Source organism: Phocaeicola barnesiae DSM 18169 = JCM 13652 (genome assembly GCF_000374585.1).
GTDB classification, from domain to species: Bacteria; Bacteroidota; Bacteroidia; order Bacteroidales; family Bacteroidaceae; genus Phocaeicola; species Phocaeicola barnesiae.
The window spans coordinates 42449-64982 of sequence record NZ_KB894651.1; the positions used below are offsets into that span (position 1 = coordinate 42449).

Annotated in this window: 16 protein-coding genes and 1 tRNA gene; 3 read left to right on the top strand and 14 right to left on the bottom strand. The window is 46.4% G+C overall.

Annotated features, from left to right (window positions below; genetic code table 11):
* Positions 1 to 5 precede the first annotated feature (5 nt).
* The 9 genes from C510_RS0110055 to C510_RS0110095 form a co-directional block, all read right to left on the bottom strand.
* Positions 6 to 3053, bottom strand: a complete 3048-nt coding sequence (locus C510_RS0110055; RefSeq protein WP_022339808.1) for a SusC/RagA family TonB-linked outer membrane protein — start codon at positions 3051 to 3053, stop codon at positions 6 to 8.
* 531 nt (positions 3054 to 3584) lie between these two features.
* On the bottom strand, positions 3585 to 4049 hold the full coding sequence (locus C510_RS0110060) for an ExbD/TolR family protein (RefSeq protein ID WP_018711215.1): 465 nt from the start codon (positions 4047 to 4049) through the stop codon (positions 3585 to 3587).
* A gap of 2 nt (positions 4050 to 4051) precedes the next feature.
* Positions 4052 to 4639 carry an ExbD/TolR family protein gene (locus C510_RS0110065; RefSeq protein ID WP_018711216.1) on the bottom strand — a complete coding sequence of 196 codons (588 nt, stop codon included), beginning with the start codon at positions 4637 to 4639 and terminating at the stop codon, positions 4052 to 4054.
* A 40-nt stretch (positions 4640 to 4679) separates the two neighbouring features.
* Positions 4680 to 5147: a hypothetical protein gene (locus tag C510_RS0110070; protein WP_018711217.1), complete on the bottom strand. Its 468-nt coding sequence runs from the start codon at positions 5145 to 5147 to the stop codon at positions 4680 to 4682.
* An 8-nt stretch (positions 5148 to 5155) separates the two neighbouring features.
* Complete coding sequence (locus tag C510_RS0110075) at positions 5156 to 5959, bottom strand: MotA/TolQ/ExbB proton channel family protein (RefSeq protein ID WP_025892419.1); 804 nt, start codon at positions 5957 to 5959, stop codon at positions 5156 to 5158.
* Positions 5960 to 6035: 76 nt separating this feature from the next.
* A tRNA-Ser gene (locus C510_RS0110080) sits at positions 6036 to 6123 on the bottom strand.
* Positions 6124 to 6281: 158 nt separating this feature from the next.
* Positions 6282 to 7073 carry a TatD family hydrolase gene (locus C510_RS0110085; protein ID WP_018711219.1) on the bottom strand — a complete coding sequence of 264 codons (792 nt, stop codon included), beginning with the start codon at positions 7071 to 7073 and terminating at the stop codon, positions 6282 to 6284.
* Between the two features lie 4 nt (positions 7074 to 7077).
* Positions 7078 to 8061 (bottom strand): polyprenyl synthetase family protein, encoded by a 984-nt coding sequence (locus C510_RS0110090; protein WP_018711220.1) that lies wholly within the window; start codon positions 8059 to 8061, stop codon positions 7078 to 7080.
* An 80-nt stretch (positions 8062 to 8141) separates the two neighbouring features.
* Complete coding sequence (locus tag C510_RS0110095) at positions 8142 to 8834, bottom strand: energy transducer TonB (RefSeq protein WP_018711221.1); 693 nt, start codon at positions 8832 to 8834, stop codon at positions 8142 to 8144.
* 313 nt (positions 8835 to 9147) lie between these two features.
* Here C510_RS0110095 and cmk point away from each other — a divergent pair, with 313 nt between their 5' ends.
* The 3 genes from cmk to pfkA all read left to right on the top strand — a co-directional run bounded on the left by cmk (position 9148) and on the right by pfkA (position 11781).
* Positions 9148 to 9846 carry a (d)CMP kinase gene (cmk, locus tag C510_RS0110100; RefSeq protein WP_018711222.1) on the top strand — a complete coding sequence of 233 codons (699 nt, stop codon included), beginning with the start codon at positions 9148 to 9150 and terminating at the stop codon, positions 9844 to 9846.
* Positions 9833 to 10705: a 4-hydroxy-3-methylbut-2-enyl diphosphate reductase gene (locus tag C510_RS0110105; RefSeq protein ID WP_018711223.1), complete on the top strand. Its 873-nt coding sequence runs from the start codon at positions 9833 to 9835 to the stop codon at positions 10703 to 10705. The genes cmk and C510_RS0110105 overlap by 14 nt, the downstream gene beginning before the upstream one ends.
* 95 nt (positions 10706 to 10800) lie before the next feature.
* Positions 10801 to 11781, top strand: a complete 981-nt coding sequence (gene pfkA, locus C510_RS0110110; RefSeq protein WP_018711224.1) for a 6-phosphofructokinase — start codon at positions 10801 to 10803, stop codon at positions 11779 to 11781.
* Between the two features lie 194 nt (positions 11782 to 11975).
* On the opposite strand, the gene meaB is transcribed toward pfkA, so the two are convergent.
* The 5 genes from meaB to C510_RS0110135 form a co-directional block, all read right to left on the bottom strand.
* Positions 11976 to 13085 (bottom strand): methylmalonyl Co-A mutase-associated GTPase MeaB, encoded by a 1110-nt coding sequence (meaB, locus tag C510_RS0110115; RefSeq protein WP_018711225.1) that lies wholly within the window; start codon positions 13083 to 13085, stop codon positions 11976 to 11978.
* 20 nt (positions 13086 to 13105) lie between these two features.
* Entirely contained in the window at positions 13106 to 14182 is a 1077-nt protein-coding gene (locus C510_RS0110120) for a DUF1573 domain-containing protein (protein ID WP_018711226.1), read from the bottom strand.
* Between the two features lie 86 nt (positions 14183 to 14268).
* On the bottom strand, positions 14269 to 19884 hold the full coding sequence (locus tag C510_RS0110125) for an alpha-2-macroglobulin family protein (RefSeq protein ID WP_026320184.1): 5616 nt from the start codon (positions 19882 to 19884) through the stop codon (positions 14269 to 14271).
* A 175-nt stretch (positions 19885 to 20059) separates the two neighbouring features.
* Positions 20060 to 21517: an aminoacyl-histidine dipeptidase gene (locus C510_RS0110130; protein WP_018711228.1), complete on the bottom strand. Its 1458-nt coding sequence runs from the start codon at positions 21515 to 21517 to the stop codon at positions 20060 to 20062.
* Positions 21514 to 22518, bottom strand: coding sequence for a lysylphosphatidylglycerol synthase transmembrane domain-containing protein (locus tag C510_RS0110135; protein ID WP_025892413.1), 1005 nt, complete (start codon positions 22516 to 22518; stop codon positions 21514 to 21516). The genes C510_RS0110130 and C510_RS0110135 overlap by 4 nt, the downstream gene beginning before the upstream one ends.
* Between the last annotated feature and the right edge of the window lie 16 nt (positions 22519 to 22534).

Genomic DNA, 22534 nt, shown 5'->3' on the forward strand with positions numbered 1-22534 from the left:
CTTTTTTAGAAGTTAAGTTTCAGATTCAAACCAAAGCTACGTGAAGTAGGTAACGCAAACATATCCACACCCTGTACACCGTTTCCGGTACCGGCAGATACGTCCGGATCCATCGGAGCATCCTTGTAGAAGAAGAACAGGTTACGTCCGATGATAGCGGCTGTCAGGTTCTTTCCTACACCAAACAGGTTACGGAAGGTATAACCCAGACTCAATTCACGTAGACGTACATTGGTTGCATCGTAAACATAGAATTCATTGGCATACGGACTATTGAAATTGCTGGCACCAGTTGTTGTATACCATGCCTTCGGTTCGAATTCTACACCGTCTACTACTACCTTACCTGCATCGCGGGCTTCACCTGTACGCTTGGAAACACCCCAACCATCGAGTGTAGCTTCTGTCATTGACAATACCTTACCTCCGAATTTACCATCAATCAGGAAAGACAAGGTGAAATCCTTGTAATGGAAGGTATTTGACCATCCGGCATTGAACTTCGCATTCATATTGCCTGCATAAATCATATCTTCTGTAGTATCACCACTTACAATCGGATTGCCGGTAGTAGCGTCCTTCATCGGTTTACCGCTATCGTCGCGCATGATATGACGTACATACAAGTCTCCGTAAGAACCACCTTCTTTCAGAATAATCTTGGCACCACCGAAATCAGTCAATGTCAAACCGTTCGGAAGATCATCCACCAGTTCCTTGATGGTATTGTCGTTGTAAGAGAAGTTCAAGTCTGTACTCCAACTGAAGTCATCATTGAATTGCTGATACCATCCGGCACTGAATTCGAAACCTTGGTTCTCCACATTACCCGCATTGACATAACGGTTACGAAGACCTGATTCATACGGAGCAGCAACTGAGAAGAACTGATTCTTGGTATTCGTCTTATAATAGGTCAAACCGATGGTCAGACGGTTCTGGAAGAATGTACCGTCAAAACCAACTTCAAAGGAATGCGTCTTTTCCGGCTTCAATGTACGGAACGGAGCATTTTCGGGCGGTGTAATGGAACCTTGTGTCTGCAAAGAGTAAAGCAAATTACTCATAAATACCGGAACGTCATTACCTACGATAGAATAGCTGGCACGAACTTTGAATAAGTTCACATTCTTACCTAAATCGACGAATCTGTCTAACAGGAAGCTACCACCTACTGACGGATAGAAGAATGAACAACTTTCGGTAAATGCCAAAGCAGATGACCAGTCATTACGAGCAGAGAAATCGATAAACAATCCGTCCTTATAACCGAACTGTGCAGTAGCAAACACAGCGTTCAATCGTTTTTCTGTATTCCAATTATCATTTTTACCAACGGTAGACATGTTGGTGTAATAGTTATTCGGAGTAAAGATGTTCGGATAATAGATGTTACCGTTACCCGGTGAAGTAAACTGAGTTCCTTCTGCCCACAAATCTACATGAGCGGTCTTACTCTTAGTAAAGCTGGAACCTGCAGTAGCCGAAACGAAGAAATCATTGAATGTATGGCTATAGCTCAGCAATACATCTCCGTAGAGCTGGTCACTGAAATAGCGATTATCCTTCATACGTCCCATCGGATACAGATTAGCGATACTGGAAGCATACAGATTGTGTTGCCAACGTTCTTCACCTCTTTCGTAGCGCATACGTCCTTGAATATTCAAATCTTTGGTGATATCCCACTTGATGCTTCCACCGAATTCATAACGGTTACGGTCTGTAATCGGAGTCTGACGGTTCAAAGTCCAATACGGGTTACTATACTGCTGAAGTCCTGTATTCGTCCAGTTCTGGATATTGCAACCTCTAGTGGCATCATACACTTCAAAATTATCTTTATAATAATTCCAATCCTCGCCACGAGGGAACAGATATACACCTGTCAATGGATTAAACAGATATCCTGCAGCTGCCTGATTCTTCACATACTGATTGGTGTATTTCGCACTGAAGTCAACATGTACACTCTTCAATATATTAAAACCTACCTTTGAATTCAAGTTATGGCTACGGTATGTATTCTCAGGAGTCATACCTTCTGAATAAACATTACCATAAGAGAAGTAAGCCTGGATATTGTCGTTACCGCCAGACAATGAAATAGAGTTGTTAGTGGTAAATCCGGTACGATAAAATTCTTTTGCATAATTAGGAGCAGGTGTTGAAAGTTTCTCACCCCAGCTGTATGTACCGTTGTCACTTACACCGTATGTATTTTGGAATTCAGGAAGTACCATCGGTGTTTCCATCGTTGTATTACTGGATACATTAACTGAAACCTTACCGGACTGGGCCGATTTAGTAGTAATCATAATGGCACCGTTAGCAGCTACTGCACCATACAAAGCAGCTGCCGAAGCTCCTTTCAACAAAGTAATGGAAGCAATATCATCTGGATTGATGGTTGACATCACATCACCACCGTCTCGTTCACCTCCATAATTACTGCTCACCTGTGCTCCTGATACACTACTCATCACTGGAACACCATCCACTACAATCAACGGTTGGTTGCTACCACTGATAGACTTATTACCACGGAACAGAATCTTTGAAGAACCACCGGCACCGGTAGAGTTTGGAGTAATCATCAAACCAGCACTTTTACCTTGCAGGGAGTTGATCATGTTCACACTCTTGATATCATTAACATCACTTCCCCCTACAGTCTGGGCTGAATAGGTCAATGTTTCAGATTGGCGCTGAATACCCATTGCGGTTACAACAACTTCACCTAAACTTTCGGCATCCGAAACCATGGTAACATTGATTGTTTTTCTTCCATTTACCGTTTCTTCTACCGTCTTCATACTGATGTAAGAGAAAACCAACACATCGTTCGGATTTACGGTTAACGAATAATGTCCGTCCATGTCGGTAACCGTTCCATTGGTAGTTCCCTTTACTAATACATTCACACCGATTAAAGGATCGCCCATTTCCTTATCGATAACACTACCGGTAACAGTAATTGTTTGGGCATACATCCCAGTCAGGAACATTCCTATCAGGAACATTGTGACTACTAGAAATGATCGTTTTTGCATAGTTAAACAATTAAGGTTAATACTTTATTTAAGTTCTAGTCTTTAGTATGATTTACCACAAATCATTTCTCTGTATAGTTCTTGTATTTTCATGCAGCTTTCGCTAAATTAGAAAAAATATTTAAATATATATCCAACAGATAAAAATTTTATTTCCCCTATAACATTTTTTTAATGTAGAAAAATGAAAAATAGACGCTATTTATAGAAACAATTTATTCCAGATAGAAACAAAAAAGTGAAATAAAGAACCAATAGATATAAATTTAAGAATTTCAAGTATATTATGTCACTTTAAGCTTTGTCAATACAGACAGATTAATCTCCTCATTTACATGAAGGTATTGAGACATATACAGGATTTTTTTTGCGACACTATGCTAAGCCACAAGATTAACCAAACCAATCAACAAAAACAGATAATAATCAACTATTACACCCACATATATTTTCAAACACACAGATATAGACATAACAAAAAGGGACTGCCCGAATGGACAATCCCTTTTTCTATAGCTTATAAATGTACTATTACTGACGTTGAGTAGCAGAATAGTTGATTTTCAAAGCATAAGCCTGACGAAGAGCCTGTTTTACTTCTGTTACGATACCCATCTTGGTTTTAGCATCAACCTTCAGGGAAACAGTCATAAACGGTTTATCTTCCTCTTTCATGTTTTCACGTTCCTGATAAATGTAATCCTGAACTTCAGAAGATTCAGCGAACTTGTCGTTCAACTGGATACGGTCTGTTGTACCCATCTTCTTCTGATATTCCGGCAACGGTTTACCAATGTAGATGAAAGACACCAAAGATTTCTTTTCAAGCTTTTCCAATTCAGTTGCCTGCGGAACTTTGAACTGAACCTTCAATGTAACTTCACGCATGGTTGTTACAATCATGAAGAAGAACAACATGGTAAAGATAAGGTCAGGCAAAGAAGAGGTATTCAACTCCGGCATGCCACGCTTACCAGTCTTATTAAATTTTCCCATGATTATTTTCCTCCATATTTTTTAGGTTCTGCTTCAGAAATCTTCTGTGGATAGTAGTCACGAATAGCTTTCTGTTCATCTTCTGAACATTCTGCATAACTCTTTCCGAACTGTGACTGAGCCAACTCATTACGTAATTCGTTGTATGCAGCAACCAGTTCATTCTGAACCTGCAGATAAGCGTCGTAACTAGTACCAACGTCGTTCTGTACAGAAATTACATGTTTTTCTGTAATCATTACGTCACCGAAATACGGCAGATGCTTCGGATGTTTTTCCGGCATATTTTCGTCGTTATTCGGATTGGCAATGAATTCTTTTGCCCTTTCTCTCAGCTGCTTGATGTCGAACCATTCTCCACCTACCATCAACTGGTCATCCTTGTTGATTCGAACCTGGAGAACATTTCTTTCCTTAACGATAATATCACTCTTTTCCTGATTATTTTCCGGTGGAGGAGGCAACTGTCTTGCCAAACCACGGTCAGTATCCATTGATGTTGTAATAAGGAAGAAAATAAGCAACATGAAGGCAATATCGGCCGTAGAGGTTGCATTAATCTGCGGCACATCTCTTTTCTTTTTTGCCATTTTACTTACTTTATTAAATTATTAAACTCAATGAATGATATTATCTCTGTTTGAAAATACCTGTCAGGTTCAGCAATGTACCAATTGCTGCAACAACAAGCAATGCATAAGTTGAATACAGGAACATATCTGTAACTTTCAACATTGTTGCATTTTCGTAAACAGCACCACCACCCAACAATACAGGTACGTTAGAACCGATATTATATGTTATAATTAATAATACGACCAAAAGGATCAGACCAAACAAAGACTTGATAGCGCCTTTCGGATTATCTTTCAATGCAGCACCAAACTGAAGTACTGCTGCAATAACTGTAACAGCGACACAGACAGCAAACATACCGTACATCAGGTACATCAGGGCTGGAGTATTAGCCGGTTCAACCAAACCAGCTGCATTTGTTTCGCTGTATCCTACTCCGTAGAACATGCCCAGCACTACCAAAATCAGTGCGATGCATACATAGAATACGTAGTATGATACTTTGTATGATAATTTAGCCATTGTTCTTATTATTTTTTGTATTTCAAGTTGTACTTCATAATCATATCAAGCAATGTGATAGAAGAATCTTCCATCTGGCTTGTGATAGCTTCAATCTTAGACAAGATGTAGTTATAGAATACCTGAAGAATCAAAGCAACAATCAAACCGAAGATAGTAGTAATCAAGGCAACTTTCATACCACCTGCTACAACTGTCGGAGAAATATCACCAGCCTGCTGGATTTGGTCGAACGCCATAACCATACCGATTACAGTACCCAAGAATCCCAAAGACGGAGCCATAGCGATGAACAATGTAATCCAAGAGCATCCTTTTTCAAGGTAACCAGCCTGAACACCACCGTAAGAAACAACTGAACGTTCAACTACGTCCAAACCTTCGTCTACTCTCATCAAACCCTGATAGCAGATAGAAGCAACAGGACCACGAGTGTTACGGCAGATTGTCTTAGCACCTTCGATATCACCTTTTTCCAAAGCGCCTTCCAATTTAGCCATCAATTTCTTAACGTCTACTTCAGCCAAGCTCAAGTAAATAATACGTTCAATACAGAAAGCCAAACCAAGTACCAATGCGATAGCAACCAAAGACATGAAGCCTGCGTCACCTTCGATAAATTTGGTTTTCAACTCTTTGTGTAAACCACCTTCTTCTACAACAACCGGTGCTGCTTCTGCTTCGTCAGCTGCTGCAACCTGTTCTGTCTGTGCCGGAGCGGCTGTAGCTGTAGAATCCTGAGCCATAGCTGTCTGAGTCATTCCAAATGAGAGGACTCCCATCACTGCAAGAATTGCAAATAACTTTTTCATTGTGTGTCTAATTTTTAAGATTAATTAATTAATAGTTATAAATTGATTTAGTTGTTTTTCTATTAAAACCATCTTGCGGAGAGAACGGGATTCGAACCCGTGATACGCTTTTGACGTATACACGCTTTCCAGGCGTGCCTCTTCAACCACTCGAGCATCTCTCCTTGGGCCATTCGGAATAGGCTTTCTTCTTAAATCGGGTGCAAATTACAAATAAAAATGCGAACTGCAAGCGATTTCCGTTACAAATGTATCTTTTTTTTTCATGATACATCACATCTGACCGGCAAAAGTTTTCCTTATCCCCTAAAATTAATAAAAATTAAAAGGTACGGGAGGCTTTTGAGAATACTTTCAGGGCATTTCCGGTGGTTTGAGCGGCAATTTCATCCAATGACGTTCCGTAGATATCGGACAATTTTTCGGCCACATTGACCAGATAAGCGCTCTCATTCCGTTTTCCCCGATGAGGGACGGGAGCCAGATACGGAGAATCTGTCTCCAGCACCACCCGCTCCAAAGGGATATGCTTCAAGACCTCAGGCAACGTACTTTTCTTATAAGTCACCGTTCCGTTTATACCTAACATGAAGTTTTCATATTCCAACAGAGGAGCAGCCTCTTCCACCGACCCGGAGAAGCAATGGAAAATACCGGAGAGAGCAGGTTCCTTACGGTAGGGTTCCAACACCTCCAAGACCTCCGGATAAGCACTTCGGCTATGAATACTCAACGGAAGTTCAAACTCCAAGGCCCATTGCACCTGAATATCGAAAGCTTTCATCTGTTCGCTACGGAACGTACGGTCCCAATACAAATCAATACCGACCTCACCGATACCGTAAAAAGTTTCCGGGCCCCGTAGCCAAGCCTCGACCGCCGCCAACCGTTTCTCCCAATCAGCATCGACAGAGGTAGGATGCAAACCAATCATCGGATAACAGGCCGGATGCGTCTTGCAAGTAGACAGAAGTGATTCCACCGATGTATCATCAATATTCGGCATAAACAAGCGATAGACTCCCGATTCACGGGCACGGATAATCGCCAAGTCGCGGTCTTCATCAAACTCTTCAGTAAACAAATGCGTATGTGTATCTGTCAGTAACGTCATAAGCTTATAAATTACGGTTCATTAAACTGAATACAAAATCATGCAGGTTTCTTTTCAAGGATGCTTCGACATCCACTGCGTCCAGCAGGTGCAAGCCATCCTGATAGTAGGCTTCGATTCGTTCCTTGCACAACCCGGCAATTCCTACCTTATTATATATATCAGTGACGGCAGCAATCTTCTTAGCCGGTTCATAGCCTGTGGCCGCTATCCATTTCATCAGTTCAGCCTTCAGTTCGCCCTCTGCCTTCTCTAATGCGGTAATCAGCATATAGGTTTTCTTATTGCATAAAATGTCACCGCCTATTTTCTTTCCGAACACAGCCGGATCGCCATACACATCGAGGTAATCATCCTGCAACTGGAAAGCCAAGCCCATCCGAATGCCGAAGTCGTACAAACGGTTTGCATCTTCCTCCGAAGCACCTCCCAAAATGGCTCCGATCTTCAACGATGCCGCCAACAGCACAGAAGTCTTCAACCGAATCATCTCAATGTATTCATCCACCGTAACATCCATCCGGGTTTCAAATTCCATATCCCACTGCTGCCCTTCACAGACTTCCAAAGCAGTCTGCCCGAACACCTTCATCACCTCCTGGATTTTACCAACCGGACACTGTTCCATCATGAAACGATATGAAAGAATCAACATAGCATCTCCTGAAAGAATTGCTGTGTTCTCATTCCACTTCTTATGTACCGTAGGTTTTTTACGGCGCATGTCTGCCTTATCCATCAAGTCATCATGCAACAATGTAAAGTTATGATAAGTCTCGATTCCGGTAGCTTGCCACAGAATCGAATCGACATCTTCTTTATAAAGATTATAGGCCAGCAACATCAGGACCGGACGCAAACGTTTTCCACCCAAATCGAGCACATATTTAATCGGATCGTACATTCCCATCGGTTCGCGGGCATAATCCGATTTTGCGATAAATTCCTGCACCTTTGCCAGTAGCTGTTCACTGCTCAATTGTTCCATACATCAGATTTTAGAGGTTTCCAATCAAAGAATAAAAAAGGCTGCCCATTGAGCAGCCTTTTTACTATACTTTCCAAATATTACTGCAACTTGAAGGTTACAGGCACGGTATATTTTACACGTACTGCCTTACCACGCTGCTTACCTGGTTTCCACTTCGGCATCATCATGATCACACGGAGTGCTTCCTTATCCAGATACGGGTCTACTGAACGCATAACTACCGGGTCAACGATAGAACCGTCACGGTTAACCACGAACTGAACGATAACACGTCCCTGTACACCATTTTCCTGTGCGATAGTCGGATACTTGATGTTCTTAGCCAAGAACTTCAAACATTCAGCCATACCACCCGGGAATTCCGGCATCTCTTCTACTACCTGGAAGATCTGCTGTTCTTCCACTTCTTCTTCCTCAACTTCAACAGGTGCCTGCTGTACGACTACGACAGCTTCACCGACTTCTTCTGAAGTTGCGATGGTAGATTCTTCAACGTTTGCATCGTTTTCAGCGATCTGCAATACTTCTTCCATCTTCGGAGCTTCAGGAGGAGGAGGAGGAGCCTGAGGTTGTTCTTGTTGTTCCGTGATAGGAACCATTTCTTCTTCAAACGCAGGTTCTACGACACCAGTATCGGTAGTGACCTTTTTGTCACGTTCTGTCCATTCGAACGCAACAAACATCGCTGCCAATATCAGCACGAAACCAATCAACAGACCAGTCGTTTTCTTTCCTTCAAGGTCCGCTTTCGGCGATTTTTTAATTTCCATAAAATGAATTTATAGGTTAATGTTTCTCTGTCCGGCAAATGTAGCATTAATTTGTGAAAACCCAACAAATTATCCGAAAAAAATTACAGAACGACAAAACATTTTAGCATCTCTTCCATTTCGCCCATCTTTCACCATCCTTCCATGGAGCGAGGAGGATCTCTCCGCTCACCTTTCACTATCTTTCCATAAGACAGGATGCGGTTCGGAAGAGTCAAACTTGAAAAACTTTGTTTTTCGTTTGCCTCTCCGCTCACCTTTCACTATCTTTGAACCGTTTACAGATTCCCAGTAACTTACTAAACTGAAAATCATGAAGAAGATTATCATTGCCATTGACGGCTTCTCTTCGTGCGGAAAAAGCACGATGGCCAAAGACCTGGCCCGCGAAATCGGATACATTTATATAGATAGTGGCGCAATGTACCGTGCCGTCACCCTTTACTGCATCGAGCAAGGCTTGTTTGACGAAGCCGGCAACATCGATGAAGAGACCTTGAAAGCCCACATGAATGACATTCACATCTCGTTCCAACTGAACCCGGAAACCCAACGCCCGGTGACTTACCTGAACGGTGTAAATGTAGAAGACCGCATCCGTTCACTGGAAGTATCCTCACACGTCAGTCCGGTTGCCGCTTTGGGCTTCGTACGCGAAGCATTGGTCAAGCAACAACAGCAAATGGGTAAAGAAAAAGGTATCGTCATGGACGGACGAGACATCGGAACCGCCGTTTTCCCGGAAGCCGAACTGAAGATATTCGTTACCGCTTCGGCCGAAATCCGTGCCCAACGCCGGTACGATGAACTGAAGGCCAAAGGCCAGGAAGCCTCTTTCGAAGACATTCTCCGGAATGTAGAAGAGCGCGACCGCATCGACCAGAGCCGTGCTGTCAGTCCGCTCCGTAAGGCTGACGACGCTATCTTACTGGACAACAGCCACCTGACCATTGCCGAGCAGAAAGAATGGTTGAAAACCCAATTTGAAAAAGCGACCCATGCAACGTGTTGAGATAGACGAAGGTTCAGGATTCTGTTTCGGAGTGACTACCGCCATCCGGAAAGCAGAAGAAGAACTGGCAAAGGGTGAAACACTCTATTGCCTGGGAGATATTGTACACAACGGACAGGAATGCGAACGATTGGAAAAGCTGGGGTTGGTAACCATCAATCACGAAGAATTTGCCAAGCTGAAACACGCCAAAGTCCTGCTCCGTGCCCACGGGGAACCTCCCGAAACCTATCAGTTGGCCAAGGAGAACCACATCGAAATCATCGATGCTACCTGTCCGGTGGTCCTTCAGCTACAGAAACGTATCAAACAGGAGTACAATGCCACTCCTGCCGACCGGGAGAAACAGATTGTCATCTACGGAAAAAACGGCCATGCAGAAGTGTTGGGCCTGGTAGGACAAACAGAAGGCAAGGCCATTGTCATCGAGAAACTGGAGGAAGTACACAAGCTGGATTTCAACAAAGACATCCGTCTCTATTCACAGACCACAAAGTCGCTCGACGAGTTCCGGCAGATTGTAGCCTACATCGAAGAACATATCGCCCCAACAGCGACGTTCCAGTATTTCGATACCATCTGCCGGCAAGTAGCCAACCGTATGCCGAATATCCGACGGTTTGCCGCCGCACATGACCTGATCTTTTTTGTTTGCGGCCACAAAAGCTCCAACGGAAAAATCCTCTTCGAGGAATGCAAGAAAGTCAATCCAAATTCCTATCGGATAGACCAGCCGGAGGAAATAGACCGGAAACTGATTCAGAATATAGGATCAATCGGCATCTGCGGAGCGACTTCCACCCCCAAATGGCTGATGGAAGCCTGCAAAAAAGTAATCAGGGACGAAGAGTCCTTATAATGTAAAAACAATGATAAAAAAATGTGTTTTTCATCACGTGATTACGGGTAATTTTATACATTTGCATCAGTAAAATCAAACTAACTATAAAAACTATGGGAAGTATTAAATGCATCGGTATTCTTACGTCAGGAGGCGATGCCCCGGGTATGAATGCAGCCATCCGTGCGGTCACACGTTCTGCCATATTCAACGGATTGCAAGTAAAAGGTATCTACAGAGGTTATAAAGGATTGATTACAGGCGAAATCAAGGAATTCCGCACAGAAAATGTAAGTAACATCATCCAACTAGGAGGTACGATTCTGAAAACAGCCCGCTGCCAGGAATTCAAGACTCCTGAAGGGCGTCAGATTGCGTATGAAACCATGCAGCGAGAAGGTATCGACGCTTTGGTTGTCATCGGTGGTGACGGTTCATTGACCGGCGCGCGTCTGTTGGCCCAAGAATTCGATATACCTTGTATCGGTCTGCCAGGTACCATCGACAATGACCTGTATGGCACCGATACGACTATCGGTTATGATACAGCCTTAAATACCATTTTGGACGCTGTTGACAAGATCCGTGATACCGCTACCTCACACGAACGTCTGTTCTTTGTAGAAGTTATGGGACGTGATGCCGGTTTTCTGGCATTGAACGGTGCTATCGCTGCAGGTGCAGAAGCAGCCATTATTCCGGAATTCAATACAGAAGTAGACCAGTTGGAGGAAGTAATCAACAACGGCTTCCGCAAATCAAAGAGCAGTTCCATCGTATTGGTGGCTGAAAGTGAAATCACCGGTGGAGCCATGCATTACGCAGAACGTGTAAAGAACGAATATCCACAGTACGATACCCGTGTCACCATCCTCGGACACTTGCAGCGCGGCGGTCGTCCGACTGCACACGACCGTATCATCGCCAGCCGTATGGGTGTAGCCAGTATTCAGGCTCTGATGGAAGGACAGCGTAACGTAATGATTGGTATTCAAGATGATGAAATCGTTTATGTACCGTTCACCAAGGCTATCAAGAACGACAAGCCGATTGACCGTGAACTGGTGAATGTGCTTCGCGAACTGTCTATCTGATACCGTACTCCGATAAGAGATACAACCCTCTATCATATCAATCGCCCGGATTTTCCTACGAAAGTCCGGGCGATTTGTATCCATAAAATCCTTTCTCCAAAAACGAACGGACATTCCAGTCCAAACGAACGCCCATTTTGATTCAAACGATTAGACATCTTCATCAAAACGGGCGTTCGTTTTTCCGGCACACATTATGCCTTGTTCTTCAATTCATTGAAATAAGCATCCAGCAATTTCTTGGCCGCTGTAAACGAAGTGGCCAGACCTCCCAACACTTCCTGTTCACGAAGCGGAAGTTCGGCAGCAATGGTCGGGTTCTGGTAGAAACTGTCACGCAGGTGTTCGTTGATGGTTTCGTACATCCAATACTTGGCCTGCTCATTCCTCCGGTACTGGAAATAACCGTTGGCACGTACAAAGTCAAAATATCGGTAAACCATATCCCAGATTTCCTTGATACCCAATCCATAGAAGCCGGAATAGGTCAACACTTCCGGAGTCCAGCCCGATTCTGCAGGCGGAAACAGCCTCAACGCGTTCCGGAAATGGGTAGCAGCCAGTTTGGCCTTTTCCACATTGCTTCCGTCGGCTTTATTGATGATAATGCCGTCGGCCATCTCCATGATACCCCGTTTGATTCCCTGCAGTTCATCGCCCGTACCGGCCAACTGAATCAGCAGGAAGAAATCCACCATGGAATGAACAGCCGTTTCACTCTGCCCCACTCCTACCGTCTCCACAAAAATCTTATCGAAACCAGCCGCTTCGCACAGGATAATGGTTTCACGGGTCTTGCGGGCTACTCCTCCCAACGAACCGGCTGCCGGGCTGGGACGGATGAATGAATCCGGATGTACGGAGAGCTTCTCCATACGGGTCTTATCGCCCAAAATACTTCCTTTGGAACGTTCACTGCTGGGGTCGATGGCAAGTACCGCCAGTTTTCCACCATATTGCTGGAGTACATGCAGACCGAACACATCGATGGATGTACTCTTTCCCGCTCCGGGTACCCCGCTGATTCCGATACGGACCGAGTTTCCGGAATACGGAAGACATTTCTCTATCACTTCCTGTGCCAGTACCTGGTGTTCAGGCTTCAGGCTTTCCACCAAGGTTACCGCCTGACTCAACACCGTAATATCACCTTTCACGATACCCTCCACGTATTCGGCAGCGGTATACTGACGCCGTTGCGGCTTCTTGCGCAGTTTCAGGTAAGGATTAACTACAGAAGGCTGTTCGATGCCCTTGTTCACTGTTAACCCCTTATAGGCTTCATTGTTTTCGGGGTGTTCCATATCATATTAGATTTAAGGGTTTATTCCATCAAGGAAGCTTTGACACGGACGGTCAGTTTCGGCTGGTCCGGGTCATTGGTAATCATCAGCACACGCGGCGTACCTTTCACACGCGGCAGATTCTCTGCCAGCACGGTCACCTTCATCTTGGTCGATTCGCCCGGTTTCAAGGTACGTTTCTTCAGTTTCACTCCCAACGCAATATTGAAGACCTGCATATCTTTAATCTGCAAGTCCGATTTCCCGGTATTGGTCAGGACAACAGTCTGCGATTTATGCTGATTCGGTTTCAAGTCTTTGAACTCCAGTTCCGTAGCCGACAGGCTGATATGCGGCGGATTCTTCTTCTCCAAATCCGATACCCCTTCGAAATCGGGCAACAGCACTACCGACAAAGGGATTTCATTATCACTGCCCACCTTATCGCCCGGATAACGTGCCAGGTATACCGACGAACGGGTAATACCTAACTTAGGAACTTTTTCGGTATCAAGGGTAATCAGGATTTTACCGGCCTTACCTCTTCCCAATTTTTCCGGTACAGCTTTCGCGCTCAGGTAAGGAGGCAAGTGCATCAGCACCGGTGTATAACTCTTGTTCGAAGCGTTGGCCACCAACAGTTCGATGACCGGTTTGTCTCCCCGGTTCACATCCTCGAATGCGATTTCGTCCATGTTCAACCGGATAGGTCCGATACCATACGGATGGGTAAACGAGAAATTCTTCGAATCGGCGGTCACTTCTCCGTTGAATTCCAGATACAACGGTGTAGGCGAGGCATTGCAGTACACCCCCACTTCCTTGTAGAAGCGTCCGATAGCTTCAGCATCGAATACAGCCGTTACCTCACCGGTTCCTCCGGCAGGGACAGGCTCTTGTGTCCACTCCGCCTTGGTACACCCGCAGGAGGTGGTCACATTCGAAATGACCAACGGCTTGTCGCCGGTATTGGTAAACTGGAAGGTAATGGCTGTGGGATTCTTCCACAGCACATACCCCAGGTCTTTCGTTTCTTGGTCAAAAGCGATTTTCGGCTGGGCCTGCACTGCCGTGACAGCCAGTACCAGCCATGTTATAAAGAGATAGATACGTTTCATCGGTCATGATTTTCTAATTTCCGGAAACAAAGATAGACAGAAAATCATTTGTGCGCAAAAGTCAACTGAGAATAAATGCTAAATCCTCACTCACCGACCTGCACCGTCAAACTTCCGGTACGGGCACTGAACTCGGGCGCATATACCGAACCGACCGTTGCCGTCCCCCCCACGTATGTTCCCATACGGTCCAGGTAGACTTCATAATCAATCGTATAGGTACCTTTCCGCAGGCGGTCAATAAAGAAACGGGTGGAGGCATCCTTCGATACCCGATAACAGGAGATGCCAGCCTGCCAACGGTAGCCGGACAACTGTTCCTGCGGTTCCATACAAGCGGCCCGTCCGTCCGTAATCTGTACAAAATCCATGTCACGGTCTGCCCGGACAGTCAGGCGGACTGTCAGTTTATCTCCCAACCGGAGCGGCGTATCTTCAGTCACTTCCTTTCCGTCCTTCAACAATTGGCGCACAATGGACAATCCGCCTGCACGATTCTGTTTCAACGCCTCGGTATTTTCGGTATATTGGGCATAGACAGCGCCCCAGCCCAATCCGGTACCTGTCTTTGTGATTTTCACGGCCGGTACGCCGACTGCCTTTTCGGGCAAAGTCGCACGTACGTATCCGATGGCATCGGTACCTGTATTCACCTTCACCTCACCGGCCTGAGCCTCCATCATTCCTCCGGCCTGCAACGACGGATTACCGGTCAACAATGCATAAAGCGCATCGGCAGTAGCCACCGGGGTTTCCCAAGACTGCACCTGCTTCTGTTTCAACAACCATTGCTTCATTTCTGCCAGCGTCTGCTCATCCGGAGCCAGAAGACGGATTGCCTCCATGGCGGCTACCTGCGTCGGGATACGGTAACTGCACCAGGAATAAACAGCTTTCGGCGTATCGTAATACCGCCCCATCTCCGGCGTGTAAACGGAATACTCGCGGACAGACTGCAACCATTCCATAGCCGTCTGCCGTTTTCCAAAAGCCTGCAGAATGACAGCTATCCGTGCTTTATCCAAAATAGAACAATCTACCGGACGTACCTTCTCCTGCAAGGTTTCCAGGCAGTAGTTCAGCACTTCCGCCTTGACCTGCTGTTTGGCAAAAGTATCCAGCGAGCATATATACAGGTAAGTGATAGCCTCATCACTCAGTCCCGGACGCGTACCAGTCTGCTTCTCCGTTTCACGAATCTGCCCGTATTCTTTCTGCAGCTGTGTGCTCAGGAACTTCAGTGCCTGCCGGTACATCTGTTTCATCGGTTCGTCCAACGGTGCCTGCAAAGCTGTCAGACGCGCCAGTTGCTTTGCCATTTCCGTAGTCGTATAGCGGTTACTTTCCATGCCTGGGTACCAGCTCCAGCCACCGTCCTGCCCTTGCAGATTCTCCAGTTTCCGGACAGCCGTCTGCAAACGGTCGTCCATAGCATTTACATCCAGCAGCAGAGCCAAGTTCCGTTTCCGGGCCGTTTCATCGGCTGCCTCCGACAACCAAGGAGTTTCGTCCAGCAACAAGCCTTTCAGGTCTGTATTCTTCTGCAGATTACCAAGCCATGTCTCCGATTCCGGTTGTTGTTTCCAGGTCTCCAAGGCATGAGTTATCTGTGGATTATCGGTCACTAACTTCCGGGACAATACATTGGCGTAATAAGCCGTCATCCAAGAAAGTGCGTCATCACTTTCAGGTACTCCTACCGCCGGTAAAGCCTGTACGGCATACCATGTAGGATTGGCAGTCAGTTCCACCGTCAACCGCTTGTCTTTGGCCGTCCGGCTCTGTCCGTTGAAAAGGTCCTTCAAAGAAACCGTCACACTGCCTTCACCGTTCAACTGTACCGGTATAGTCTCAGTCACCCATTCACGGTCAGAAAGTACCGGCAGGTAATGCTGTTCGCCATCGCTGGCATTACCGGCTTCGGCCCAAATCCGGCATACCAGTACATCGTATTTATCAGAAACCTTATAAGCAAAACGAACCGTACCACTGTTGCCTTCAGCCATCTCAAAATCCTGTCCCTTGCGGTAAACGACACGTCCGGTTACAGGGTCGGCCAATTCCATCCAGGCCTTTCCTGCCACCGTTTCCATGGACAGGTTTACCAACGAAGCAGACAATACCGCTTCATCCCCTGCCCTGACATAGCGAGGCAGATTAGGCTGCACCATAAATTCCTTCACGGTCCGAGTCTTTGCGTCCAGCAATCCGAAATCCATGGATGCTGTATGGGCAAAACCCAGGAAACGCCATTCTGTCAACCCCTCGGGTACTGTAAAACGAATGGATACCTGTCCCAACGAATCAGTATGCAGATTCGGATAATAAAAAGCGGTTTCATCAGCCGGTGTACGCAATACATCCACCGGAGCTTCTGACGACTCTGCCGAAAGAAGTTCCACTTCTACGGCAGAACCCGACTCTTCTTGTGTGACAACGGATACGGCTTCGTCACTCTGTGCCTTACTTCTGGTCATAGGAGCCGCTGCCGCATAAAGGACTTTCATTCCGTTCATCTGATACCTCCTCAAACCGAAAGCCGAAAAATCAGTCAAACGGCTATACGTATCGGGTGCCAACAAATCATAGCCGTTTCCAGACGCAACCACCGGAAAGCGGTCGGACAAATAAACACTTCTTCCCGCGCTCGAAGTAATTACCTGTACAAAAGGAGTATACCGGTTGAAAGGCAGACTGAACTGCCACCCGTGCTGGTAAATACGGTCCAACGAAGCGTCGTACAGCGAAGCCAGCAAATGGGCATCCGCCGGTTTTCCGGACGGGTCGGTTATCGTCAAAGTCCAGGTTTCCTGGCTTCCCGGTTCCAGACGGTCACGGAAAGTCTCCCATTTCAAGACCAGCTTCTTGTCCGGTTCCGGACGTGTGAGCCGTACCAGATGGCTATACAACCTATCCTCCCGAAGGAATGCAAAATTGACCGAAATGCCATCGCCATATTCTTCCCGGTATGGGAAGGTAAACTTTTTTATTTCATGGTTGAGTATCAACCGACGGGATTCAATCCGGCGGTCAGCCCGGTATACATCCACAAACAAATGGACACTATCCTCGGAAGAACCGATAGATACCGTAGCCGGATGTTCCGCAGACAAAGTCTCTCCGTCCTGATAGAACCAGTCGGTCATCGGAACCGGCAATCGGGTATCATCCAACGAGAACAAGACAAAATCCTGTTCATCCTGCACCGTTCGGTTCCGTTCATCGGTAACGGTAGCCACCATCCGGTAACGCCCGGCCGGTAATGCCCAGACCTCGGTCGGCACCCACGATTGTTGCGACTTTGCCTTTCCTTCGCAGCAAAGTTCACCCGGCTTCAAATCCTTATCCAACGCATAGACCCGATACTCCACTTCCGTATGTACAGGTTGCCGATTCAAATTCAACGTCTGGAACTGGATTTTCAACTGTTTCTCTCGGGGTACCATCTCATCCAAGCCTTGGATGTCCAGTCCTATGGAATAGCGCCCCACAGGCAAATCAGTGCTCCCTTCCTGCGTCTCACCTGAATTTTCCGTGACTTCGGCTACTACCCGGTAGTTATAATAATAAATCATACTCCCTTCCTTATCGGCATCAGCAGGCGGCTCCAACCAGACCGGAACCGTAAATTTACCTTCTGCATCGGTCTGCAATTCTCCATTCGCCAGTTCTTCCGAATCGAAACTTCCCCGCCAGAACCAGTTCTTGGAGCGTATCAACCGATAACTGACCTTCGCCGTACGTACCGGAGCCCCGGAAAAGAAACGGGCTTCACCCGTTATCTGCAGGCTATCTCCTACCTGATAGACAGCTTGATAAGGGGAAAGCATCACATCGAAAGTAGGACGCTTATAGGCTTCAACCCGGAAAGACAGACTCGCTTCACCAGCTACCATGGCCTGGAAAATCCCCGGAAGCAAGGTTGCCGGCAGCGGTACATCGGCAGCGAAGACACCCTCATTATCCGTACGTACAGACAGTTTTGCCACTTCTTTGCCTCCTCCAGAAACAGTCAGTTCACGGGTAGCGGCAGGAATCACTTCCAACGAATCGCCCAATTGCCGGTAAACGACTCCCGAAAGATGCAATGTCTGTCCCGGCCGGTACAAGGAACGGTCGGCAAACAAGGCGACCCGTTGTTTCCATCCTGTATCTTCGCCTTCACGAAATTTTCCACCGTAAAAGGCAGACGCCCCGATAGCCATAAAATCAGTACCCGGAGTACGCACGTGCATGTATTTCAACGGACGATAACCGGAACGATCCATCCCCAACGGAATCAACACCTTTCCTTCCGCATCTGCAGGATATACCTGTTCCTGGACGAACTTTCCGTTTTCACGGGTATAGGTCACCACCTCAGCCCGCGGAACGGGATGGCCGTTCAAGCGGTCGACCGCAGTCACTTCAAATGTATGGGAATTGACAAGCATAGCTACCAACTGATATGGAGAAACAAACATGGAAGTATACGAAATGCCTTTCTTATCTCCTTCCGGAATCAGTTTCAACAGATAAATACCAGCTTCCGGCACCCGGTAAGTCAAGACCGTATCGTGAGTAAGATAATCGGTAGCCGGTGTCAACGTATACGTACAGCTTCCCGCCTTCTTTCCCTTCTGGCGGATCAGCTGTTCAGGCTTATCGGTATCTCCGGTAAAATCAGCCGGCGAAACATCCAACCGGTACCACTCCATGGTAAATCTCGTCAGATTCTTATAGTGGACCTTCATCTCGACTTCATGCGACGGATACATCCACGGTATGTCTATATTCAGTCCCAGCGCCAATACCTCATCGACTTGCTGCTGCAATGCCTCCTTCAAATCCGATTTGGGATAAAGCTTCAGACCGGTACGGGCAGCTTCCAGCTGCTTGGCGGGCTGTTGTTCCCATTTATAGAAATAAGCCAGTTTCAAATAGACATCCGCACAGGCTTCCTCCCCCCGATAAGTTTCTGCCAGTTCTGCCAACTGACGGATAATCTCCTGATTTTCCAATCGGTATTGCATCACATACATATTACCAGCCGAACGGGTTACCAGGTAAGCTACCTGGGTCAGCAAGGCCGCATTCCGGTTCTTTCCGTCATAAAACGCCATCAGGCGATGATACAAAGCCAGAATTTCGCCCTGAACTTCGGTGTTCATCCGCAAGTTCCAGTTGGTAGACAAGGCAAGAATCGCTCTCCGAGCCAACAAATCGAACAGGTTATCATCGAAATAACGTTCACTGAAAGATTCAGAAACGGTCATGGGACGGAAATCCTTGGCCGGTGTTCTCCCTAACAAATCCTCGGCTTCCAACGACTGACGGAAATAACGGATAGCCTTCTCCCAATCCGGTTGCCGTTCCTCCAACGTCATGGTTCCCAACAGACTGTTGAGCACTGCCTTCCCGATGGAATCGGTTTCTCCGGCCGCCCACTTTTCCAAAGCCTGCCGCTCCGCTTCCAGACTATCGGGCGTCAAAGCAATCTTATACGAAGAACGTACCAGAAAAGCCTTCATCAGTTGCGGCAGGTTCCGTTCCGCCTCCGCTTTCCGGTAAATCCCGTCCACCGCTCCGATAACCGATTCTACCAAGTCCTTCTTCTGAAGGTCTTCCACCTGCTTCCACATCGTATCGTATTGCTGGGCACATAGCCTGACAGGGAAAAGGCTTCCCAACAAGAGTAATCCAACACACAGTAATCTGATCATAAGTCTAAGTTTTTGATGATAAATGACTCGTTTCTACTAATGTAAGAAAAAAACAGACAGACTACTGCATGTGGTAGTATTAAAAGAAGCAAACGGGTATAAAAAAGGAACTGCCTCCCTTCGGAAACAGTTCCTTTCAAAGATTTATGAGAATTTCAGTTTGTTGCAACAGTCATTATTTTTCCGGAGTATTGGCCAATGTAGCAATCAGGAAATCGTAGAACTTGGCTACTGACGGAATGTGACAGCATTCACCCGGTGTATGCGGATACTGCAACGTAGGACCGAACGAAATCATATCCAGTCCCGGTATCACCGCACCGATGATACCGCATTCCAGACCTGCATGGATAACCTTCACTTCGGGTTCTGTTCCGAACTGTTCATGATAAGATTTCTTCATGGCATGCAGGATAGGCGAATTGACATTCGGCTCCCAACCGGAATAACCGCCTGAACGTTCTACATGCATACCTGCCATCGAGAAGCAGCTTTCCAAAGCCGTATTGCGGTAATCCTTCATGGACTCACGGGCACTACGGGTCAGAATCTTGATTTCGGCCTTTCCTCCACCAATTTCTACAATAGCCAGGTTAGAAGAAGTCTCTACCGTATCCGGAATCGTCGGAATGTAGCGTTCTACTCCGTTCGGACAAGCATAGATGGCATCTACCAGGTTATCACGGATTTCTTCCGGTACCATGTAAGCCGGCAATTCTACCCGTTCGGCCTTGAACTCGATGCCTTCTTCAATCGTATCAAACTCTTCCTGCCATACCTGCTGGCATTCGCCTACGTAAGCGATAACATCTTCCACTTCTGTTTCAGGCACTGTAATGATGACTTCACATTCACGCGGAATAGCGTTACGCATGTTTCCACCTACCCACGATACCAGACAAGCCTCATCGTAAGCAATCACCTGATTCAGAAAACGAGCCATCAGCTTATTGGCATTGGCAAAGCCACAACCGATCTGGATACCGGAATGTCCGCCATGCAATCCTTTCAAGGTCACCTTCAAAGCCACATCCGTCGGGTCGGTTTCTTCTTCCTTGTACTGCAAGGTAGCTGTCAGATCCTCACCACCGGCACAACCGATGTAGAGTTCACCTTCTTCTTCAGAATCCAGGTTCAACAGGATATCACCTTCGATAGTTCCCGGTTTCAAACCGAATGCACCGTACATGCCCGTTTCTTCATCGGCAGTAATCAGACCTACCAACGGACCGTGCTTCAAAGTCTTGTCCTCCATCACGGCCATGATGGCGGCTACCCCCATACCGTTATCGGCACCCAATGTAGTACCTTTTGTTCTTACCCATTCCCCATCGACATAGGTCTGGATAGGATCTTTTTCAAAATCATGGCAAGTATCGTTATTCTTCTGCGGAACCATATCCATGTGTGCCTGCAGGATAACAGTCTTGCGGTTTTCCATCCCCGGAGTAGCCGGCTTACGGTAAATGATGTTTCCGGCTTCATCCTGAAATGATTCTACACCGGCATTTTTACCGAATTCCAGCAAGAATGCCTGTACCTTGGTCAGATGTCCTGACGGACGAGGAATCTGAGTCAATGAATAGAAATGTTTCCACACATTCTGTGGAGCTAAAGAAAGAAGTTCACTCATAATTTTTTCTTTTTATTTGTAAGCGGCAATGCCACCAATCCATAAATGCCTAACAAAATTAGCAAAAAGGTTTGAATTCCATGCACAAGCAGGGCAAATATTCCTGCATCTTCCCGATTTACCCCATACATCATCATCATTGTTATGACAGCGAAATGCCACGGACCAGCTCCGTTGGGAGTAGGAACCGCTACCGCAATACTGCCTACCACGAACATGACCAGTGCCGGCATCCAACCCAAATCGGCCGAAAAATCAAAACAGAAAAAGGTCACGTAGAACTGGAAGAAATAGCAGGCCCAGATTCCCACTGTATAGAAGAGGAACAAAGGCAGATTCTTGACATGCTTCAACGACAGACACCCTATCCAGATATTCTGCAGAATACCACGCACTTTCGTAAAGAAAGTCAGGTGGCGCAACAGATAAACAAGCAGAACAATGACTGCCAGGATACAGATCAGGGTAATGTAAAAATTGGTAGAAGTAAACAGTTCGGTGAAAAATCCGATGTTAGTACCTGTCTTCGCAAAGAAATCAGAAAACACCCGCGACTGGAGCAACAAAGTCACCCCGGTAATAAGGACGACACACAAGGTATCAATCAGACGCTCGGTGACCACTGTCCCCAACGACTTTGAAAAGGAAACCCCGTCATACTTGGCCAGAATACCACAACGGGAAATCTCGCCGACACGGGGAATTACCAGATTGGCCGCGTATGAGACAAAAACAGCATAGACACTGTCCGACAATTTAGGATACTCGCCCAAAGGGGCCAACGTAAGGTTCCACCTCCATCCACGGAACAGGTGTCCAAAGACACCGAACACCAACGAAAACAGCATCCAGCCGTAATTCATGCCACCGTCCAAGACCTGCCATACCCGCTGGAAATCAAAGTCATGGTAAATCCATACCAGTATCACTACGCCCAAAGCCAACGGGAAGCCAATCTGCCAGACTTTATTCAGTATTTTTTTTCTTTCAGTTCGTTCCAAAATCAATCGAAATATG

Excerpts from the sequence above, each read along its gene's own strand:
- C510_RS0110060 (WP_018711215.1), bottom strand. The coding sequence starts at position 4,049 with ATGGGAAAATTTAATAAGACTGGTAAGCGTGGCATGCCGGAGTTGAAT.
- C510_RS0110125 (WP_026320184.1), bottom strand. The coding sequence starts at position 19,884 with ATGATCAGATTACTGTGTGTTGGATTACTCTTGTTGGGAAGCCTTTTC.
- C510_RS0110105 (WP_018711223.1), top strand. The coding sequence starts at position 9,833 with ATGCAACGTGTTGAGATAGACGAAGGTTCAGGATTCTGTTTCGGAGTG.
- pfkA (WP_018711224.1), top strand. The coding sequence starts at position 10,801 with ATGGGAAGTATTAAATGCATCGGTATTCTTACGTCAGGAGGCGATGCC.
- meaB (WP_018711225.1), bottom strand. The coding sequence starts at position 13,085 with ATGGAACACCCCGAAAACAATGAAGCCTATAAGGGGTTAACAGTGAAC.
- C510_RS0110065 (WP_018711216.1), bottom strand. The coding sequence starts at position 4,639 with ATGGCAAAAAAGAAAAGAGATGTGCCGCAGATTAATGCAACCTCTACG.
- C510_RS0110070 (WP_018711217.1), bottom strand. The coding sequence starts at position 5,147 with ATGGCTAAATTATCATACAAAGTATCATACTACGTATTCTATGTATGC.
- C510_RS0110085 (WP_018711219.1), bottom strand. The coding sequence starts at position 7,073 with ATGACGTTACTGACAGATACACATACGCATTTGTTTACTGAAGAGTTT.
- C510_RS0110090 (WP_018711220.1), bottom strand. The coding sequence starts at position 8,061 with ATGGAACAATTGAGCAGTGAACAGCTACTGGCAAAGGTGCAGGAATTT.
- cmk (WP_018711222.1), top strand. The coding sequence starts at position 9,148 with ATGAAGAAGATTATCATTGCCATTGACGGCTTCTCTTCGTGCGGAAAA.
- C510_RS0110055 (WP_022339808.1), bottom strand. The coding sequence starts at position 3,053 with ATGCAAAAACGATCATTTCTAGTAGTCACAATGTTCCTGATAGGAATG.
- C510_RS0110075 (WP_025892419.1), bottom strand. The coding sequence starts at position 5,959 with ATGAAAAAGTTATTTGCAATTCTTGCAGTGATGGGAGTCCTCTCATTT.
- C510_RS0110120 (WP_018711226.1), bottom strand. The coding sequence starts at position 14,182 with ATGAAACGTATCTATCTCTTTATAACATGGCTGGTACTGGCTGTCACG.
- C510_RS0110095 (WP_018711221.1), bottom strand. The coding sequence starts at position 8,834 with ATGGAAATTAAAAAATCGCCGAAAGCGGACCTTGAAGGAAAGAAAACG.
- C510_RS0110130 (WP_018711228.1), bottom strand. The coding sequence starts at position 21,517 with ATGAGTGAACTTCTTTCTTTAGCTCCACAGAATGTGTGGAAACATTTC.